Source organism: Synechococcus sp. HIMB2401, assembly GCF_042883245.1.
In the GTDB taxonomy this organism is placed as follows: domain Bacteria; phylum Cyanobacteriota; class Cyanobacteriia; order PCC-6307; family Cyanobiaceae; genus Parasynechococcus.
Genome location: NZ_JBDJKK010000004.1, coordinates 125,091 through 144,132, shown reverse-complemented (window position 1 = coordinate 144,132; position 19,042 = coordinate 125,091). Strand labels below are relative to the sequence as shown.

Below are 19,042 nucleotides of genomic sequence, written 5' to 3'. Positions count from 1 at the left end.
ATGTGCCATTGGTTGAGTTGCGCAGCTTTATCCGTCAGCAGTTGGCTCAGGATGGTGATCTGCTGCGTTGGGCTCTTACCGCAGTGCACTCCAGTGCCGATGGTGGCCGAATGATCCAGCTGGAGGCGGTGATCAGCGCATGAGCTCGGCCCCGATGCCAACGCTGATGCTGGTGCCCACGGGCATCGGTTGTGACATCGGTGGCTTTGCCGGTGACGCCTTGCCGTCAGCCCGCTTGCTTGCTGCAGCGAGCGGCTGCCTGATCACCCATCCCAATGTGATGAACGGGGCTTCGCTGTATTGGAGCGATTCCCGCGTGCTCTACGTAGAGGGCTATGGCCTCGATCGGTTTGCCGTGGGTGACTGGGCCCTGCGGCCGGTGCGAAGGCAACGGATCGGCTTGCTGCTGGATGCCGGTATCGAGCCCGAGCTGGCCCAGCGCCAGATTCAGGTGGCTGAGGGCTGCCGAGCCAGCCTGGGTTTGGAGATCGGCCCGGTGGTTTCAACGGATGCGCCGCTTGAGGTGACGCTTGAGTGTGGTGCCAGTGGCGCCAGCTGGGGGCGATTGGGGTGTCCTGATGCCTTGTTGCGAGCCGGTGAACGCTTGAAGCAGGCCGGGGCGACGGCGATTGCGGTGGTGGCCCGCTTCCCGGAGGATCCGGAGAGTGACGCGTTGGCGGCGTATCGCCAGGGCAGTGGCGTGGATGCTCTGGCCGGTGCTGAAGCGGTGATCAGCCACCTGCTGGTCCAGCACCTGCAGATCCCCTGTGCCCACGCTCCGGCCTTGGACCCCTTGCCCCTGGATCCGCAGCTGGATCCAAGGGCGGCGGGTGAGGAGCTCGGCTACACCTTCCTGGCCTGCGTGCTGGTGGGGCTGAGCCGGGCACCGGATCTGGTGAGCGCCCCCCGGCAGCCTGGCGATCTTGATGCGACGCAATTGGGGGCGGTTGTGGTGCCCGCAGGCGCCCTGGGGGGTGAAGCGGTGCTGGCTTGTTTGGAACGGAATGTTCCGCTGATCACAGTGGAGAACCCCGCGGTGTTGTCGGTCACGGCCGATGCCCTTGGCTTGAGCCAGGGCGTTCTTCAGGCCAGCAGTTACAGCGAGGCAGCAGGGTTGGTGCTGGCGCTGCGGGAGGGCTTGAGTCCGGCGTCCCTGGGCCGGCCACTACCAGCGCTGCAACGGTTGGATTGATGCCTGGCGGTTTTGGTGGTGCCCTCGATCAGAGCCCTTGCCCCTGTGGGGGTGGTGTTTATCGCAGCTGCTGCGGGCCCCTGCATCGCGGCGATCAGCGTGCCGAAACGGCTGAACAGCTGATGCGCTCCAGATATTCAGCGTTTGCGCGTGGCGAGATCGACTATCTGCTGGCCACCCATCCCGAGCCGGATGTTCCAGCACAGCAGCGGCGTCGTTCCCTGGAGCGGAGTTGCCGGCAGACCCGTTGGCTCGGCTTGACGGTGCTGGCTGTCAGCGCCGGCGGCCCGCGGGATCTGGAGGGAACGGTGCAGTTTGAAGCCCGTTACCGCGGTGGGGTGCTGAAGGAAACCTCCCTGTTTCAGCGGCGCGACGGCGCGGGGGATGGTCCTTGGTTCTATGTGGGTGCACTCCACTTGGAGGGCTAACGCAGGCAGGCCATCGGATGCCGCGGCGGCACCCCAAGTGCTTTGGCCACGCCGGGGTGGCAGACCGATCCCTGCACAGTGTTCAGGCCGGAGATGAGTTCCGGTCGTTCCGTCACCGCTTCCTCCAGGCCCCGCCCGGCGATGCCCAGGATGTACGGGAGGGTCACGCTCACCAGGGCTTCGGTGGAGGTGAACGGCACCGCCCCAGGCATGTTGCCCACGGCGTAGTGCTGCACGCCGTGGATGGTCACGGTGGGATCGCGGTGGGTTGTCTCCTGGCTGGTGGCGATGCAGCCGCCTTGGTCGATGGCCACATCCACGATCACCGAACCGGGCCGCATCTGCTTCACCATCTGCTCGTCCACCAGGGTGGGGGCGCGCCCACCGGGGGTAAGTACGGCTCCGATCACCAGATCCGCCGTTGGCACCAACCGTTCCAGAAGCCCGCGGCTGCTCACCACACTCATCAGTCGGCCGCGCCGGTCGGCCTCCAGGCTGCGCAACCGCTGGGGTGAGCGGTCGAGCAGCAACACCTCGGCATCCATGGCGGCGGCCGTTCGTGCGGCATTCCATCCCACGGTGCCGGCGCCAAGCACCACCACCCGGGCCGGTTGCACGCCGGTGCAGCCCCCCATCAGCACGCCGCGGCCGCCGTGGGGTTTCTCCAGCAGGTGAGCTCCAACCTGGGCCGCCAAGCGCCCCGCGATTTCGCTCATCGGTGCCAGCAACGGCAGGCTGCCGTTCTCCAGCTGCACGGTTTCGTAGGCGATGGCAGCGGTGCCTGCCTCCAGCAGAGCCTCGCCAACGCTGGGATAGGCGGCCAGGTGCAGGTAGGTGAACAGCACCATGTCCTTCCGCAGATAGACAAATTCCTCCGCCTGCGGTTCCTTCACCTTCACCACCAAATGGGCGCCCCAGGCCTCGTCGCGGCTCACCATTTGGGCACCGGCGGCGGCGAAGGCGTCGTCACCGATTCCCGCTCCAGCCCCGGCTCCGGTTTCGATGCGCACCTCCAAGCCTTGGCTCACCAGTTCCCGCACCGCATCGGGAGTCAGCGCCACGCGCTGCTCATCGAGCTTGATCTCCTTCGGCACACCGATGCTGGCCATCGGGGCCGAGAGAACGGAGGCTGCCATGGCGGCTTCAAGGAGATCCCTTCAATCTGGCTCCGCTGCGCACAACCCGCCACATCACCAGGGTGGGATGTTTAGGTCGCTGCAATGGGCAACCGCCAGCCGCTGCCGAAGGCCTGGGGGCTCACCTTGAGCAACGGTGCCGCCTGGCGTCGCTTGAACTCGGCCCGTTTCAGCAGCCGTTCCACCCGCTCCACCAGGGCGGGATCATGGCCGGCCGCCATCAGGGTTGGTCCAGACTGGCGCTCCTGGATTAGGGCTTTGAGCAGGGCGTCCAGAGCGTCGTAGTCGGGCAGGGAGTCGCTGTCTTTCTGGTTGGGCCTTAGCTCGGCGCTCGGTGGTTTGCGTCGAATCGCCTCCCCCACCAGCTCTCCGTGGATCGGGAGTCCCAGCGCCTGGCGGCAGCCCCGGGCTGCGTCGCTGTCGAGCCAGTCGCACAGGGCAAACACGCTGGTTTTGTAGAGATCGCCAATCACCGCAAGCCCGCCGTTCATGTCGCCATAGAGGGTGCAGTACCCCACGGCCAGCTCGGATTTGTTGCCGGTGGTGAGCAGCAGTTGGCCCTGCTGGTTGGCCACGGCCATCAGCAGGGTGCCGCGAATGCGTGATTGCAGATTTTCCGCCGTCACGCCCTGGGGCGTTTCCCCCAGCGGTGCGGTGAGGACCTGGTCGTAGCCCTCCATCAGGCCGGCGATCGGCACTGTGTTGGTCTGCAGTCCCAACCGTTCGGCCAAGGCCAAGGCGTCGTCGATGGATCCAGCCGAGCTCCAGGGGGAGGGCATCAACAGCGCTGAGACCGCCTCGTTCCCAAGGGCTGCGCTGGCGATCACGGCCACCAGCGCTGAGTCGATGCCGCCGCTCAACCCCAGCAATGCCTTGTTGAACCCGCATTTCCGGGCGTAGTCACGCACCCCAAGCACCAGGGCGCGGAACAGCCGCTCCAGGGGATCCATGGGTTGAATCTGGCCGTGGGACTGCACAGGGGTGGGATGACCGCTGTCCCAGACCGCCAGGTGCTCCTCACAGACGGGGAGCTCCAGCTGCACGGCGCCATCGGCTTCCACCACAAAACTGGCCCCGTCGAACACCAGCTCGTCGTTGCCCCCCACTTGATTGAGGTAGATCAGTGGGCAATTGAGGCGTTGCGCCGCCGCCGCCGCCAGCTGTTGGCGCAAGGCTGGCTTGGAGGCATCGAAGGGGGAAGCCGCCAGATTGATCACCAGATCCGGCTGTTCGGGGATCAGTTGATCGATGGGATCCGGTCCGTCCAGGCGCTCGCGCTGCAGGCCGTCATCCACCCAGAGGTCTTCGCAGATGGTGAGGCCCAGTCGCTTCCCGTTGGGCAGGCTGAGCAGGCAGGGGCCATCACCGGGGCGGAAGTAGCGCCGCTCATCAAAGACGTCGTAACTGGGCAGCAGTTGTTTCTGGGCAATCGGCCGCCAGCCCAGGCGATTCACCAGCACCACACCGTTGTGCAGCCGTGGACTGCGGGCATCTGATGCGGGCAGCGCAGCTCCCACCAACAGGGTGACGCTGCTGTTCAGTTGGTTCACCAGCCACTGCAGCACCGTGTTCTGTTGCTGGATGCGGCTGGGCTCGAGCAACTGGTCCCGAGGGGGATACCCCCAGAGGGAGAGTTCAGGGGTGAGCACCAGATCAACAGCCTGCTCTTCTGCCCTGCGCACGGCCTCCAGAATCCGCTTCGCGTTGCCCTCGAAGTCGCCGACCACGGGGTTGAGTTGCGCTAGAGCGATGCGCATCAGCAGAGGCTCCCCGAAAGGCCGTACAGATTGTGCTGGAGCAACAGCGGCCACACCGCTTCAGGGATCTGAGCTTGATTCGGTTGCTGGCGCAGTTGCGAACTGGCGGTGGCGGGAACCTCCAGATCCAGCAGCTCCACCTGTCCGCCCAGATCGCGCAGGGCCTGCAGCGTCGCCTCCTCGAGGGGCCAACCCTTGCGGGGGGCGATGGCCAGGCGGCACTGCGGCAGCCAGCAATCGCTCTGTTTCCAGCGGGGAATCTGGCCAGCGAGATCGCTGCCCACCACAAACACAAGGTTGCGATCAGGCCAATGCTGGGCGGCCCGTTGCAAGGTGATCAAGGTGTAAGGGCTGCTCAGATGCTGGGCCAGTTCGAGACGTTCATCCTGCAGTTGCTGCACCAGCTGGCCGAGCAGCATCGCTCGCAACTCCAGGGGGGCATCGTGCTGTTTCAGGGGATTGTCGCTGGCCCATGTCGCCACCTGGCCGTAGCGGTTCAACAGCCCCTCCAGCAGCACCTGATGGCCGCGGGTGGGTGGATCGGCGCTGGTGCCCAGCAAAGCGATGGCAGCAGCGGTCATCTCAGGGCAGCAGTGGTTGCAGATCCTGCTCCAGGGCTTTGGGCCAGCGCAACAGCCAGTGGTGCACCACGGGATCTCGTTCGGCCAGGCGGCGTAACAGCGCACCGGGTTGTCCACCGCGCCGTCGCAGCAACTGCTGCGCCACCAGACGCCCCGTTCGGCGGCTGGCATGCACCGCCAGGGCGGCCTGGGCCACGGCCACCGGGGCTGCAGGGGCCATGCTGGCGCCGCCGCTCACCGGCACCAGCAGCAGCAGGGCCTGCTTGAGGGCCGCCAGCCCCAGCTGCACCCCGCCCAACAAGGCGTTGTGGCTGGAGAGTCGGGTGAGCAGCAGCCGTGCCGCCGCTGGCGTCATCGGCAGGTTGTAGAGACGGCTGAGCTGCAGCACCAGGGCGGTGTCGCAGGCCATGCCTCCGGCCATGTCCAATGCCATCACAGGGTTGACGGCCACGCCGGTGGCTTTGGCGGCTGCATAACGACCGATCAGGCTCTGGGCCGTGCGGCGGTGCTGTTGCAGCCGCAGTGCTTGGCAGGCCCTCTGGAAGCGGTCGGCCTGGCGCAGCGACTGAATCGCCAACAGCAGGGTGCCTTCGTTCTCCAGCTGCCGGCAGAGCTGGTTCTGCAGATCCTCCACCTGCGGCGTCGTGATCGTGCTGCGCACCAGCCCATCGGCCTGGATTTGGGGGCTGCGGGGCGCTGCCGCTGCCGCGGTGATCGGCAGATCCACCGGCAGCCGGGCGCGAATGCTGCGCAGCAGTTCGGCACGTTCCTGCTCTGGCCAGCGGTCGCTCCGGTTCAGCACCAGCTGCAGGGGCTTGCCGCTCTCCAGCAGCGTTTGTAAGGCCTCCAGGTCGGCCCGGGTCAGGTCGCTGTCCACCACCAGCAGCACCAGATCAGCCCCCATGGCCACGCGGGAGGCCAAGCGAGCCCGCCCGGCGGCATCGATTTCATCAATGCCGGGGGTGTCCACCAGTTCCACCCTGGTCAGCCCGGCAATCTTCACGGGCCAGTCCACCGCCTGCTGATGGCGGGTGCTGCCGTGGGCGACATCCGTTGCCAGCAGTGGCCGGCGGATCAAGGCATTGATCAGGCTGGATTTGCCGACCCCCACCCGACCAAACAGAGCAATGCGCAGGCGTCGTTGCTGCAGCCGTTGCAGCTGACGATCCAGCAGCCGCAATTCACCCCCCAGCAGTCCCTGGTCCCGTGGGCTCAGCTGAAGCTGACTGCGCCAGTGCTCCAGCAGCAGCTGGCAGCGCTCAACGGTATGGGGCGGGGTGGGTTGCATCCAGCTCATGCTGCCGGCTTGCGCCACCAGCCGGCCAGCACTGCCAGCACCGATTCGGCACCGATCACGCCGACAAAGCCACCGAATTCATCCACCACAACGCGCACACCACCGCTGTCGCGCCGGAAGCCCGTCAGCAGCCGATCAGCCCGGATCATCTCGGGCACGTATTCCACCGGTTCGCAGAGGTCAACGGCTGTGAGCAGGCCGCGGTTCTCCAACAGGGCGGTGAGCACCCGCTCGCGGCTGGCCACGCCAAGCACCTTGTCCACTTGATCGCCCAGTACCACCCACCAGGGGTCGTTCGTGCTCATCAGCTTGGCCCGCTGGGCTTCGATGCTGAGGCTCCCATCCAGGGTGGGCGCCGCCACCCGCGGCGTCATCAGGTCGCGGGCGGTGAGGTCGTTGAGCTGAAACACCTTGCCGATCATCGCGGCTTCATCGGCTTCGATCTCTCCCTTCTGGGAGCCCAGGCGAGCCAGCAGACGGATCTCCTCTTCATTGGTGCTGAGTTCCGCTTCGGCGGTGATGGCCGGCAGCATCCGTTCCAGCAGCAGCACCAGTGGCCTGAGCACCAGGCCGAGCCAATGCAACAGGGGTGCGCTGGCCAGGGCCACCGGCAGGGCCAGACGGCTTCCGAGGGCTTTGGGCAGGATTTCACCCAGCAGGATCACCAGGACAGTCAGACCCACCGAGAACATCGGCAGTGCCACACCGCTGATGTTGCGCTGCTCGAACACCCAGGCGGCATAACCGCCCAGCATCAGGCTGCCGAAAATGTTGAAGCCGTTGTTGGCGATCACCAGAGCCGACAGGGTGCGCCCCAGCCGTTGACGCAACTGCGCCAGCCGTCGGGCCCCGGCCACGGGACGTTCCCGGGCCGCCAGCTCGTGCACCCGGATTGGACTCACGGTCAACAGGGCGGCTTCCACTCCGGAACAGAGGGCCGAACCCAGCAGCACCACCAAAACCAGCAGCAACAGCACCAGGAGATCGGAGCTCATTGCCGTCTGAAACTCCTTGCATCGTAGAGGCCCTGGCCAGTTCGGCCTTGCCAACTGCCATCCTGTTCCCCTGAACGCTCTGCTGCTGTGAACGGTTTCGACTCCGGCATCCACGCGCGTCGTCGCGCCCTGTTCATGGAGCAACTCGGCGCTGCCGCTGCGGTGATTCCGGCCGCGGCATTGGCGACCCATCACGCCGACTGCGAATGGCCCTTCCGGCAGGACAGCGATTTCTTTTATCTCACCGGTTTTGATGAACCGGATGCGGTGGCTCTGCTGCTGCCGCATCGACCGGAAGGGGAGCGCTACGTGCTGTTTGTGCAGCCCAAGGACCCGGCGGCAGAGGTGTGGACCGGCTTCCGCTGGGGCACCGAAGGCGCGGTGGAGCGCTATGGCGCGGACCTGGCCCATCCGTTGGATCAGCTGAGCGAAAAACTGCCCGAGTACCTCGCCGGTGCCGAAGCCATCGCCTTCCGGGTGGGCCGAAACACGTCGGTGGAATCGATGGTGCTTTCGGCCTGGGGGCGGCAACTGGACACCTATGCCCGCACGGGGACGGCGGCCCTGGGGCTGGTGGCACCAACGCCGATCCTGCATCGCCTGCGGCTGCGCAAGGAGCCCCATGAGTTGGAGCGTTTGCGGGAGGCCTGCCGCATCTCCTCAGAAGCCCACGAGCTGGCCCGATCGATCACCCGCCCGGGCATGAACGAAGCCGAGGTGCAGGCGGCGATGGAGGCCCACTTCCGCAGCAACGGGGCCCGCGGTCCTGCCTACGGATCCATAGTCGCTGGCGGTGATAACGCCTGCGTGCTGCACTACACCGCCAACACGGCCCCGCTTCAGGATGGCGACCTGCTGCTGATCGATGCCGGTTGTTCGCTGGAGGATTACTACAACGGTGACATCACCCGTACCTTCCCGGTGAATGGCCGCTTCACGGCGGAACAGCGGGAGCTCTACAGCCTGGTGCTGGAGGCTCAGGAAGCTGCGGTTGCAGTTGTGGCTCCCGGCGGCACGGCGGAGGCAGTGCACGACACCGCCCTGCGAATTCTGGTGGAGGGCCTGGTGGACCTGGGCCTCCTGATCGGGGATGTGGACGGCATCATCGAGCGAGGCGACTACCGCCACCTGTACATGCACCGCACCGGCCATTGGCTGGGTCTGGATGTGCATGACGTGGGGGCCTACAGGCTCGGTGAGCAACCTGCGCCGCTGGAGCCAGGCATGGTGCTCACCGTTGAGCCCGGTCTTTACGTCAGCGATCGCCTCAGCGTCCCGGAAGGACAGCCTGAGATTGACGATCGCTGGAAAGGCATCGGCATCCGCATCGAAGACGACGTTGCCGTCACCGAGACTGGCCATGAGGTGCTCACTGGCGGCGCCCTCAAGAGCGTTGCTGCAATGGAGCGCTGATCGCCTCGATCAGCGGGGAGTTTCGCGGACCGCAGTTGCCCTTATCCCGCAGCTCCTTCCCACTGCAAGACAGCTTCAGTGGTCGTCAGCACTTGATCGGCGCCCGCCTCCCGCAGCCGTTGCTCATAGATGTCGCGCGCCGCAGCCTGCTCTGGGGTTTGCAGGTGAGGCGGTGCCACCGCCAGGCTTACGAATGGTTGTTCCGGCCAGCGTTCCCGGGCCTGGATCACGGTGTGCACATCGGCCACGGTGTCGCCGAGATAGGCCACCTGAACTCCCTCGGCACTGGCCCCCAGTGCTTTGGCCAGGCGGATCAAGCCTGTGGGGTCCGGTTTGTCGGGGGCATCTCCCATCGCGATCAGGGGCGGGTCCTGGAGCCCCAGGCGCTGCTGAAGCACGAAGCGGGCTGAGGGTGGTTCCGCTCCACTCACAAATCCCCAGCTCAACTTGCGCTTCGACAGCGTGGCGAAAAAGCTGGCGTCCACCAGAAGAGGCTCATCACCGATGAAGCCCGTCCATTGGCTGGGGTCTCCGTTCGGATCTCCGCCGAAGTAGAAGCCGCTGAACACATCGATCAGCGCGGCGCGATCCGGCAGCTCAGCACCATGGCGCCGCAGCAGTTCAAGGCTGGCGTCCCAGTCGTTGTTCCAGGCTCCTTCAGCCTTCAACGCATCGATGACATCAGCGCTGGGCTGCCAACCGCAGTAGTGCTGCACAGTGCATTGAAGGGCCCGTCGATAGCTGCCCGCGACATCGCGGATCACACCATCGATGTCGAACAGCAGGATGGTTGGGGATCCCAGAACGTCCAATGGGGAGCGGCTGGTAGGTTAGTTGTTTGTATTTCTGTCTTGAGCGCTGACACCATGACGGTCACCGAAGGCGCTGCCCCTACCGACCAGGAGGTCGCGACTCCGTCCGCCGACGCGGCTGAAGGCGCCACCCAGGCAGCTGAAACCACTGAAAAGCCTGCAGCCAGCGAAGGCGAAGGCCGTCCTGTGCTGAAGGGCGCCGCCGCGGCTCTGGCCACGGCCACCATCGATGCTGATGGTGTTCCTTCCGGTTACACCCCCAAGGCTGATGAGGGCCGGTTCCTGCTGAAGATCCTCTGGCTGCCCGACAACGTGGCCCTTGCGGTTGATCAGATCGTTGGCGGTGGCCCTAGCCCACTCACCTCCTACTTCTTCTGGCCCCGTGAGGATGCCTGGGAAAGCCTGAAGGCCGAGCTGGAAGGCAAGAGCTGGATCACCGACAACGAGCGGGTTGAAGTGCTCAACCAGGCCACTGAGGTGATCAACTACTGGCAGGAAGAGGGCAAAGGCAAGAGCCTCGACGAGGCCAAGGCCAAGTTCCCCGACGTCACCTTCTGCGGTACCGCCTGATTCCGCTTTTCAAGTTGATGATGCAAACCTGCCTTCGGGCAGGTTTTTTTATGCCTTCCCGTGGCTTGCCTGGTGTTGGGATGACGAACGGACAAACCACACCACGAAAAAGGCCAGGGGCGGTAACCCCTGGCCTTTGGCGACGTCATCCTTGAAATTGGGGGATGAATCAGTCGGCGGTTTTGCTGGCCTGAAGGCGAGCGCGGGCTTCATTCAGCTGTTGCTGCGCCTTGAGTTTTTCCGGCGAAGCAGGTTGGCCTTCCATGCCAGCCACCACGGTGGAGGCCTTCTGGAAAGCGGCTTCGGCGGCAGCGGCATCGATGGAGCTGCCAAGTTCGGCCTTGTTCACCAGAACGGTGACTTCATCAGCATCCACTTCGGCGAAACCACCCATCAGAGCGATGGAGTTCCATGCACCGTTGGCACGCACCCGCAGTACACCGATGTCGATGGCGGTGAGCAGGGAGATGTGGCCGGGCAGGATGCCGAGTTGACCGGTGGTACTGGGCAGGATCACCTCGTCGGCGCTGCCATCAAAGACGTTCTGGTCTGTTGCCAGCACGCGGAGGGTGAGGGACATGAACCTTGGTTCGAAAAGAGAACGGACTGTCGAGAAACACGTGATCGGGGGTGTGAATCACACCCCCGCAGGGATCACTTGGTTTCGGCGGCGATCTTCTCGGCCTTGGCTTTCACTTCCTCGATGTTGCCCACCAGGTAGAAGGCGGCTTCGGGGAGGCTGTCCAGCTCACCGGAAAGGATCTGGTTGAAACCAGCAATGGTCTCCTCCAGCTTCACGTACTTGCCGGGCATGCCGGTGAAGATTTCAGCCACGAAGAAAGGCTGGGAGAGGAACTTCTCAACCTTGCGGGCACGGTCCACGGTGCGACGGTCGTCTTCCGACAGTTCGTCGAGACCCAGAATCGCGATGATGTCCTGCAGTTCCTTGTAGCGCTGCAGGGTGGACTGCACGGCGCGGGCGGTGCGGTAGTGCTCGTCACCCACCACAGCTGGCTGGAGCATGGTGCTGGTGGAATCCAGAGGATCCACAGCGGGGTAGATGCCCTTGGAAGCCAGGGCACGGTTCAGCACCGTGGTGGCGTCGAGGTGAGCGAAGGTGGTGGCCGGTGCGGGGTCGGTCAGATCGTCAGCAGGCACGTAAACGGCCTGAATCGAGGTGATCGAACCTTCAACGGTGGATGCAACACGCTCCTGCAGGGCACCCACGTCGGTGCCCAGGGTGGGCTGGTAGCCCACAGCGGAAGGCATGCGGCCCAGCAGTGCGGACACCTCGGAACCGGCCTGCACGAAGCGGAAGATGTTGTCCACGAACAGCAGCACGTCCTGCTTGTTCACGTCGCGGAAGTGCTCAGCCATGGTCAGAGCGGAGAGGCCCACGCGCATCCGGGCGCCGGGGGGCTCGTTCATCTGGCCGTAGCAGAGGGCCACCTTCGACTTGGAAAGGTCGTCGGCGTTGATCACGCCGGATTCCTTGAATTCCTCGTAGAGGTCGTTGCCCTCACGGGTGCGCTCACCCACACCACCGAACACAGACACACCGCCGTGCTCCTTGGCGATGTTGTTGATCAGCTCCTGAATCAGCACGGTCTTGCCCACGCCGGCGCCGCCGAACAGGCCGACCTTGCCTCCCTGGCGATAGGGAGCCAGGAGGTCGATCACCTTAATGCCGGTCTCGAACACCTTCGGCTTGGTCTCAAGCTCGGTGATGTTGGGGGCATCTCGGTGGATGGGAGCGGTGGCAGTGGTGTTGACGGGGCCCTGCTCGTCGACGGGCTCGCCCAGCACGTTGAAGATGCGGCCGAGGGTGCCTTCACCCACGGGCACGGAGATCGGTGCACCGGTGTCAACGGCTTCCATGCCGCGCACTAGACCGTCGGTGCCACTCATGGCAACGGCACGAACCCGGTGATCACCCAGAAGCTGTTGAACCTCAGCGGTCAGGGCGACGTCGTCACCTGCGGGGTTTTTCCCCTCGATGCGCAAGGCGTTATAGATCTTGGGCAGTTTCCCGGCGGGAAATTCCACGTCCAGAACCGGGCCGATCACCTGACGGATCACACCCTTGGTGCCAGCAGATGCAGGAGCAGAAGCGACCATAGGAAGGAGAGTTGCGGGAACAGGCGCTGCGCGCTCGGACCCATTCAGAGCGGCGCAACCATACCACCGCTGTGGTTGCACCCCCTCCGGTTCGGTCACCCGCACAGCTTGGGGTATGGCCCGAGGGGTGGTCGTTTGCATACGTTGGCACTCATCGGCATCGAGTGCCAACTCGCGTCGATGCGTGGCGCATTGCGCCCTGTCCCTGCTCCTGCAAGTACCCATGGCTGCTGTTTCTCTCAGCGTCTCGACCGTTAAACCCCTCGGCGACCGCGTGTTCGTCAAAGTCTCTGAATCCGAAGAGAAGACTGCCGGCGGCATCCTTCTGCCTGACACCGCCAAAGAAAAGCCCCAGGTGGGTGAAGTGGTTCAGGTGGGCCCCGGCAAGCGCAACGACGACGGCAGCCGTCAGGCTCCCGAAGTTGGTGTGGGCGACAAGGTTCTCTACAGCAAGTACGCCGGCACCGACATCAAGCTCGGCAGCGATGAATACGTGCTGCTGTCCGAGAAGGACATCCTGGCTGTCGTCAACTGAGATCAGCCCTGCTGCATTGCGGCTTGAGTCTCAACTCAGCCTCCCTTAACCATCCTCTTCATTAGGAACCGCCTTCCATGGCAAAGCGCATCATCTACAACGAGAACGCCCGTCGCGCTCTCGAAAAAGGCATCGACATCCTCTGCGAAGCCGTTGCCGTGACCCTGGGTCCCAAGGGCCGCAACGTGGTGCTCGAGAAGAAGTTCGGTGCACCCCAGATCATCAATGACGGCGTCACCATCGCCAAGGAGATCGAGCTCGAAGACCACATCGAGAACACCGGTGTTGCTCTGATCCGTCAGGCCGCCTCCAAAACCAACGACGCTGCCGGTGACGGCACCACCACGGCCACCGTTCTGGCCCACGCCATGGTCAAGGCGGGTCTGCGCAACGTGGCTGCCGGTGCCAACGCCATCACCCTGAAGAAGGGCATCGACAAGGCGTCCGATTTCCTGGTCAGCAAGATCAAGGAAATGGCCAAGCCCATCGCTGACAGCAATGCCATCGCTCAGGTCGGCACCATCTCCGCTGGCAACGATGAAGAAGTCGGCAAGATGATTGCCGATGCCATGGACAAGGTTGGCAAGGAAGGTGTGATTTCCCTCGAAGAGGGCAAGTCCATGGAGACCGAACTCGAGGTCACCGAGGGCATGCGCTTCGATAAGGGCTACATCTCCCCTTATTTCGCCACCGACACCGAGCGGATGGAAGCCGTCCTCGACGAGCCTTACATCCTTCTCACCGACAAGAAGATCGGTCTGGTGCAAGATCTGGTGCCTGTGCTGGAGCAAATCGCCCGCACCGGCAAGCCTCTGCTGATCATTGCTGAGGACATCGAGAAGGAAGCCCTGGCCACTCTGGTGGTGAACCGTCTGCGCGGTGTGCTGAACGTGGCCGCTGTGAAGGCTCCTGGTTTTGGTGATCGCCGCAAGGCCATGTTGGAAGACATGGCTGTGCTGACCAACGGTCAGCTGATCACCGAAGATGCCGGTCTCAAGCTGGAGAACGCCAAGCTCGAGATGCTGGGCACCGCCCGTCGCATTACCATCAATAAGGACACCACCACCATCGTTGCCGAGGGCAACGAGGCGGCTGTCGGCGCCCGCTGCGAACAGATCAAGAAGCAGATGGACGAGACCGACTCCACCTACGACAAGGAGAAGCTGCAGGAACGCCTGGCCAAGCTGGCCGGTGGCGTGGCTGTGGTGAAGGTGGGTGCAGCCACCGAAACCGAGATGAAGGACAAGAAACTCCGTCTCGAGGACGCCATCAACGCCACCAAGGCGGCTGTTGAGGAAGGCATCGTTCCTGGCGGCGGCACAACCCTGGCTCACCTGGCTCCGGCCCTGGAGCAGTGGGCAGCCTCCAGCCTGTCCGGCGAGGAACTGATCGGCGCCAACATCGTGGCTGCTGCTCTTACCGCTCCGCTGATGCGCATCGCTGAAAACGCAGGTGCCAACGGCGCTGTTGTGGCTGAGAACGTCAAGGCTCGCGCTGGTGCCGAAGGCTTCAACGCTGCCTCCGGCGAGTACGTCGACATGCTGGCTGCCGGCATCGTCGATCCCGCCAAGGTGACCCGCTCCGGTCTGCAAAATGCCGCATCCATCGCTGGCATGGTGCTCACCACCGAGTGCATCGTGGCTGATCTGCCCGAGAAGAAGGAAGCAGCTCCTGCCGGCGGCGGCATGGGCGGCGGCGACTTCGACTACTGATTGACTTCGGGTGGTCGGGAGGCCACCCGATCACCCCAACTCAAGTCATGCCAAGAGGTCCTGCGGGGCCTCTTTTTTATGTTCGGATACTGTCTTGTGGGAACTAGTTTTTACAAGACATGTGGCGCCTGGGGGCCGGCGTTGGTTGCCGGTCATGAAGAATTGGGGAGTGCGGAGAGGTGCCGGCTAATGTCTTGCTGCGTATCGATGTGTCGGGACAAATGCCCCAGCGCCCCGGAGCTTTCGCCGCCCAGTTCGCTCCAGAGACGCTGCAGCGTTTCAAAGCCCTTTGCCGACAACAAGACAAGGCCTACTCCAAGGTGTTGGAGCGTCTTGCCTTGTTGTACGTCGAAACGGATGGAGGCATTCTTTCTCCGGCCAGCACGGCTTCTGCTCCCTCAAAAGGCGTGCAAAAAAGGCAAGTTCAGGTTGAATCTTTGCAAAACAAGTTGTTGGAGGATCTGTTGAAGCGGGTTGAAATCCTTGAAAAGAAGGAAACAAAAACGTTGTACGAGCTTGATCGGGTCTACAAGGAAATTGCTTTTCTGAAATCAGGGTTGCAAAGCCCTGAGTAATGTTTCTGGAATCTGAAGTCTCACGGCTTAAGTTCAAGGCCGCTAGGGATCACATCAATTCAGGCTGCTTGAAGAATTCTTTGTTTGGTGATCTTGCAATACCGCCTCAGTTGTGCCTCAGTATTCTTGATTCGTGCTCTATGTGCTTTCTTGTGTAACTTCTGTTCGCAAAATTGATTGGAACAGAGCGGCAAGTTGATGAGCAGCATTCCAGTCATCAGATTGAAGCTTCCTTCAAAATATGTGTGCTGGAAATTGAGTTTGTGAGCGGGTTGGTTTAGTTCAACCAGCCAGCACTCAGGATCACAGCCAAGGACAAAAACAACGCCAGGCATGTCCATGTCAGACGGTTCAACGTTGCTTCGGCGCTGCTGGCGCTGCTGAACATGGAGCTGCCGCTTGCTGCCAAGCCACCCATGCCATCACCTTTGGGGCTATGCAGCAGCACCAAGACGATCAACAGAAGGCCGGTGCCGATCCAGCTCCAGGACAAAATTGAGGTGAGCATCAAACGGAAAGAGGAAGGCGAGCGGTCTTGGGGGTGGGGTCCATGTTGGACATGGGGGCAATCAGGCTTTGGCCAGTCATGGCAGCCGGTTGCGGAAGGTCAAGAATTTGCAGCAACGTCGGAGCGATATCGGCCAGCCCCCCGTTATCGCGCAGTGTGATGGCGTTGCCATGGCCAGGCAGTTTGCGCCGTTCACCTTCGATCAGGATCGCAGGCACAGGATTGGTGGTGTGGGCTGTCCAGGCTTGGCCATCCGGACCCTTCATCAATTCGGCATTGCCGTGATCAGCCGTGATCAGCATGGTTCCGCCTTGGCGTCCCACCGCATCCAACAACCGGCCAATGCAGGCATCCACGGTTTGGATGGCTTCCTTGGCGGCCTCCATCACACCGGTGTGCCCCACCATGTCGGGGTTGGCGTAGTTGATCACAATCAGCGAATAGTCCGCCTTCTCAATGGCAGAAATACAGCTGTCGGTGAGTTGCTCCGCCGACATCGCCGGTGAGAGGTCGTAGGTGGCGACCCTCGGCGATGGCACCAAGTGACGGTCTTCTCCCGCCAGTGGCTGTTCGATGCCACCGTTCATGAAGTACGTGACGTGGGGGTACTTCTCAGTTTCAGCGGTGCGGTACTGCTTCAGCCCGGCGTCTGCCACCACCTGCCCCAACAATTGGTCGAGCGGCTCGGGGGGGAAGGCCACTTGAACGGGAAGGTCTTGTTCCACCTGGGTGAAGGTGACCACATCCAATTCCGGCGTGTGGCTGCGCTCGAAGCCCTCGAAATCGGGGAGGCAGAGCGCTTGCACGATCTGGCGGGCGCGATCGGGTCGGAAGTTGAACACCAGAACGCTGTCACCGTCTTTGATGACGCTGTTCTGAAGACGCACCGGTTCGAGGAATTCATCGGTGATGTCCTCGGCATAACTCTCCGCCAGCACCTGCTCTGCCGTTCGGCTGTCGACGGCGATGTTGGGATCGGTGTAGAGGTTGTATGCCTTTTCGATCCGCTCCCAGCGCTGGTCCCGGTCCATGGCCCAGTACCGGCCACAGAGGCTGGCGAGCTGGCCAACGCCGCTTCGGCTCAGGGCCGCTTCCACCTGGCTGATGTATCCCGGTGCGCTCTGGGTCGGTGTGTCGCGACCATCGGTGATGGCATGCACGGCGACATCAGAGATGCCGCTGTCCGCTGCCCACTGGATCAGTCCACAGAGATGGTCCACGTGGCTGTGGACGCCCCCATCGGAGCAGAGGCCGAGCAGGTGCAAGGTGCCGCCCCGCCCTTGGGTGCGCTCTGCCAATTCCTTGAGTGCCTGCGTGTCGCCAAGTTGGTTGCTGCGCACCGTGTCGCTGATTCGCACCAACTCCTGGCGAATGATGCGGCCGGCTCCGATGGTGAGGTGGCCCACCTCAGAGTTACCCATCTGTTGATCGGGGAGGCCCACATGGGAGCCACTGGCCTCAATCAAGGTGTGTGGATAGGCATGCCAAAGGGCATCCATCACAGGAGTGCCGCCTTGCTGAATCGCGTTGTGCTCGCTTGCGTTCCTGTAACCCCAGCCATCAAGAATGGCGAGAACGACCGGTGCCACTGTCCCGGAGCGTCCTGAACCGTTGGTAGTGCTTTTCCCCACGTTCACCCGCGACCGACGGTTCTTAAGGACTCTTGCAGAATCAACTTAACGCCACGCCAGCCCTCAAGCTGCAGTTTCAGCCAATTCCCACACCCCGCAGCGCTCAATCCTCCATGGCCGACCCTGAACGGATCGAAATTCTCTCGGAGCGTGAGCTTGGTCTAACGCTGTCGCGTTTGGCGTCGCAGGTGTTGGAGAGCGCCGAAGACAGCCGTCGGTTGATGCTGTTGGGGATCCCCACCCGCGGCGTTCAGTTGTCCAGGGTTTTGGCGCGGGAATTGGAGCGGTTGACGGGTCATGCCATCTCCCAGGGGGCCATTGATCCCACGTTTCATCGCGATGATCTGGAGCGCATCGGCACCCGTCTGCCCCAGCTCACGACTCTCCCCACCAGCATTGAGGACCGCCAGGTGATTCTGGTGGACGATGTGATCTTCACGGGGCGGACGGTGCGTGCCGCCCTGGAGGCCATGCAGAGCTGGGGGCGGCCGCAGCGGGTGATGTTGCTGGCCATGGTGGATCGAGGCCATCGGGAGCTTCCGATTCAGCCTGATTTCTGTGGTCGCGTTGTGCCGACCCGACGCAGCGAAACCATCGAGCTCCGCCTCAGGGATGTTGATGGTGAGGAGGGGGTGTTCCTCAGCCGACTCAGCCGGCAGGCTTGAGTTCGTCGGCGCGGAAATGGGCTTTGTAGCGGCCGAAGGCAACGATCACAGGAAGCGTTGGGCTGATCACCCGACCCTTCCAATCATTGAGAACGTTCGCCACCTCTCCGGTCTGCCCTTTCATGTCAAAGGCTTTGCCCCGGTGTTCGGGATGGTTGAACACAACGACGGATGCCTCCACCGTCACCCTGTCGCCCGCCTGCATTGCACCTGAGTGATCCACGGGCTCATCTTGTCACGGGCTTGGGGACGAGCGTCGACAGAAACTTTCCGGTCCGTCCTCTTCGACGCGACCGCCAAGGCTCCTGCAGCCCATCGAAAAGGCCGTCCAGGGGTCCAGACCTTGGAGCAACTGATCCTCGACAGCGGCATCCAGCCGATCACCGCTGATGACGTCGGCACGCACCGCTGAGTGCTGTTGGTGTTGCTGAGCCTCATCGAGGGCCTGAATGGCACTCTCCACCTCTTGACGGGTGGCACTTGCCCGCTGCTGCCACAAGGGATGGTCGAGTTTGTTGAGGCTGTCCAAGGCCTCCCACCAGCGTTCTTGCTCCACCAGTTGAACCAGCCGACGCTGTTCCAATTTGTTGCGGTTCCAGCTCTCCATCAGCGTTGCACTGAGTTGGCTGATGGAGCTGCGCGCGCTGCCTTTGAGGGGATCCAGCAACTCGAGTGCCTGCTGCAGGTCTCCCTCATGAAACAGAGCAATCGCCTGATCCATCAGAGCCTGGCGCCAGCGTTCGAGGGTCTTGCGATGGAGGGCAAGGTCGCCATGGCCCGAGGCGACCAGTTGCTGCTGCAGCGTGAGGGCAGCGATCGAATCGCCTTGGTCCCAGAGATGTTCGGCGTGCTTCTGGCGGCAGAGGGCCTGCTCCTCCGGTGCGCCCTCCCCCAACCAGCGCAGGGAGGCGAGTTGCTCACTGGTGCGGATGCAGGCCTCGTAGTCGTTGGCAGCGAGGGCGCTCTGCAGCCGCTTCGGCAGTTGTTGTTCCCACCAATAGGCACCTGTCGCAATCGTCAGCACCAGTCCCAGGGTTCCAACACCCCAGAGCCGCAGCAGCAGTTGACGCGGTGCCGCCACGAAGGGTGGAGCTGAACGTTGGTTCTGTTCTATGGA

Annotated in this window: 21 protein-coding genes; 9 read left to right on the top strand and 12 right to left on the bottom strand. The window is 63.1% G+C overall.

Going from position 1 to position 19,042, the window contains the following annotated elements; translation table 11 throughout:
- Positions 1 to 17: 17 nt before the first annotated feature.
- Genes AAXE93_RS10200 through AAXE93_RS10190 form a run of 3 tightly spaced genes read left to right on the top strand, consistent with a single transcriptional unit; the run spans position 18 to position 1,620 of the window.
- The gene (locus tag AAXE93_RS10200) at positions 18 to 143 is read left to right on the top strand and encodes a hypothetical protein (RefSeq protein WP_390130500.1); all 126 of its coding nucleotides are present in this window, start codon (positions 18 to 20) and stop codon (positions 141 to 143) included.
- Entirely contained in the window at positions 140 to 1,192 is a 1,053-nt protein-coding gene (locus AAXE93_RS10195; RefSeq protein ID WP_390130498.1) for a DUF3326 domain-containing protein, read from the top strand. The genes AAXE93_RS10200 and AAXE93_RS10195 overlap by 4 nt, the downstream gene beginning before the upstream one ends.
- On the top strand, positions 1,192 to 1,620 hold the full coding sequence (locus AAXE93_RS10190; protein ID WP_390130496.1) for a YchJ family protein: 429 nt from the start codon (positions 1,192 to 1,194) through the stop codon (positions 1,618 to 1,620). The genes AAXE93_RS10195 and AAXE93_RS10190 overlap by 1 nt, the downstream gene beginning before the upstream one ends.
- On the opposite strand, the gene ald is transcribed toward AAXE93_RS10190, so the two are convergent.
- The 5 genes from ald to AAXE93_RS10165 form a co-directional block, all read right to left on the bottom strand.
- Positions 1,617 to 2,756 (bottom strand): alanine dehydrogenase, encoded by a 1,140-nt coding sequence (gene ald / locus AAXE93_RS10185; RefSeq protein WP_114989499.1) that lies wholly within the window; start codon positions 2,754 to 2,756, stop codon positions 1,617 to 1,619. The two genes, AAXE93_RS10190 and ald, sit on opposite strands and share 4 nt — an antisense overlap.
- Before the next feature lie 71 nt (positions 2,757 to 2,827).
- A complete protein-coding gene (locus tag AAXE93_RS10180; protein WP_390130493.1) occupies positions 2,828 to 4,513 on the bottom strand; it encodes an NAD+ synthase in 1,686 nt (561 codons plus the stop codon).
- A complete protein-coding gene (locus AAXE93_RS10175) occupies positions 4,513 to 5,094 on the bottom strand; it encodes a nicotinate-nucleotide adenylyltransferase (protein WP_186513894.1) in 582 nt (193 codons plus the stop codon). The genes AAXE93_RS10180 and AAXE93_RS10175 overlap by 1 nt, the downstream gene beginning before the upstream one ends.
- Before the next feature lies 1 nt (position 5,095).
- Positions 5,096 to 6,391 (bottom strand): GTP-binding protein, encoded by a 1,296-nt coding sequence (locus AAXE93_RS10170; RefSeq protein ID WP_115131911.1) that lies wholly within the window; start codon positions 6,389 to 6,391, stop codon positions 5,096 to 5,098.
- A complete protein-coding gene (locus tag AAXE93_RS10165; RefSeq protein WP_390130490.1) occupies positions 6,388 to 7,386 on the bottom strand; it encodes a CNNM domain-containing protein in 999 nt (332 codons plus the stop codon). The genes AAXE93_RS10170 and AAXE93_RS10165 overlap by 4 nt, the downstream gene beginning before the upstream one ends.
- Before the next feature lie 87 nt (positions 7,387 to 7,473).
- Between AAXE93_RS10165 and AAXE93_RS10160 the strand changes: the two genes are divergently transcribed.
- A complete protein-coding gene (locus AAXE93_RS10160; protein WP_390130488.1) occupies positions 7,474 to 8,799 on the top strand; it encodes an aminopeptidase P N-terminal domain-containing protein in 1,326 nt (441 codons plus the stop codon).
- 41 nt (positions 8,800 to 8,840) lie between these two features.
- On the opposite strand, the gene AAXE93_RS10155 is transcribed toward AAXE93_RS10160, so the two are convergent.
- Positions 8,841 to 9,611: a TIGR01548 family HAD-type hydrolase gene (locus tag AAXE93_RS10155; protein WP_390130486.1), complete on the bottom strand. Its 771-nt coding sequence runs from the start codon at positions 9,609 to 9,611 to the stop codon at positions 8,841 to 8,843.
- A gap of 54 nt (positions 9,612 to 9,665) precedes the next feature.
- On the opposite strand from AAXE93_RS10155, the gene AAXE93_RS10150 reads away from it, so the two are divergent.
- Positions 9,666 to 10,181 (top strand): 30S ribosomal protein PSRP-3, encoded by a 516-nt coding sequence (locus AAXE93_RS10150; RefSeq protein ID WP_390130484.1) that lies wholly within the window; start codon positions 9,666 to 9,668, stop codon positions 10,179 to 10,181.
- A gap of 169 nt (positions 10,182 to 10,350) precedes the next feature.
- Here AAXE93_RS10150 and atpC read toward each other — a convergent pair whose 3' ends face one another.
- Both atpC and atpD read right to left on the bottom strand, forming a co-directional pair.
- Entirely contained in the window at positions 10,351 to 10,761 is a 411-nt protein-coding gene (gene atpC, locus AAXE93_RS10145; RefSeq protein WP_115010091.1) for an ATP synthase F1 subunit epsilon, read from the bottom strand.
- Between the two features lie 74 nt (positions 10,762 to 10,835).
- Positions 10,836 to 12,299 carry a F0F1 ATP synthase subunit beta gene (gene atpD, locus AAXE93_RS10140; RefSeq protein WP_115010090.1) on the bottom strand — a complete coding sequence of 488 codons (1,464 nt, stop codon included), beginning with the start codon at positions 12,297 to 12,299 and terminating at the stop codon, positions 10,836 to 10,838.
- Between the two features lie 223 nt (positions 12,300 to 12,522).
- Between atpD and groES the strand changes: the two genes are divergently transcribed.
- From groES to AAXE93_RS10125, 3 genes are all read left to right on the top strand, one after another.
- A complete protein-coding gene (gene groES / locus AAXE93_RS10135; RefSeq protein ID WP_006850452.1) occupies positions 12,523 to 12,834 on the top strand; it encodes a co-chaperone GroES in 312 nt (103 codons plus the stop codon).
- A 77-nt stretch (positions 12,835 to 12,911) separates the two neighbouring features.
- Positions 12,912 to 14,546 (top strand): chaperonin GroEL, encoded by a 1,635-nt coding sequence (gene groL / locus AAXE93_RS10130; RefSeq protein ID WP_006851861.1) that lies wholly within the window; start codon positions 12,912 to 12,914, stop codon positions 14,544 to 14,546.
- A gap of 194 nt (positions 14,547 to 14,740) precedes the next feature.
- Positions 14,741 to 15,121, top strand: coding sequence for a hypothetical protein (locus tag AAXE93_RS10125; RefSeq protein WP_390130480.1), 381 nt, complete (start codon positions 14,741 to 14,743; stop codon positions 15,119 to 15,121).
- Between the two features lie 277 nt (positions 15,122 to 15,398).
- On the opposite strand, the gene secG is transcribed toward AAXE93_RS10125, so the two are convergent.
- Entirely contained in the window at positions 15,399 to 15,629 is a 231-nt protein-coding gene (gene secG / locus AAXE93_RS10120; protein ID WP_006849683.1) for a preprotein translocase subunit SecG, read from the bottom strand.
- Entirely contained in the window at positions 15,629 to 17,266 is a 1,638-nt protein-coding gene (gene gpmI / locus AAXE93_RS10115; protein WP_390130478.1) for a 2,3-bisphosphoglycerate-independent phosphoglycerate mutase, read from the bottom strand. The genes secG and gpmI overlap by 1 nt, the downstream gene beginning before the upstream one ends.
- Before the next feature lie 107 nt (positions 17,267 to 17,373).
- On the opposite strand from gpmI, the gene pyrR reads away from it, so the two are divergent.
- Positions 17,374 to 17,925 (top strand): bifunctional pyr operon transcriptional regulator/uracil phosphoribosyltransferase PyrR, encoded by a 552-nt coding sequence (gene pyrR / locus AAXE93_RS10110; protein WP_114989567.1) that lies wholly within the window; start codon positions 17,374 to 17,376, stop codon positions 17,923 to 17,925.
- On the opposite strand, the gene AAXE93_RS10105 is transcribed toward pyrR, so the two are convergent.
- Positions 17,909 to 18,130: a ferredoxin-thioredoxin reductase variable chain gene (locus AAXE93_RS10105; RefSeq protein WP_115010087.1), complete on the bottom strand. Its 222-nt coding sequence runs from the start codon at positions 18,128 to 18,130 to the stop codon at positions 17,909 to 17,911. The genes pyrR and AAXE93_RS10105 overlap by 17 nt on opposite strands.
- A 30-nt stretch (positions 18,131 to 18,160) precedes the next feature.
- Complete coding sequence (locus AAXE93_RS10100) at positions 18,161 to 19,006, bottom strand: hypothetical protein (protein ID WP_390130477.1); 846 nt, start codon at positions 19,004 to 19,006, stop codon at positions 18,161 to 18,163.
- Positions 19,007 to 19,042: the final 36 nt, after the last annotated feature.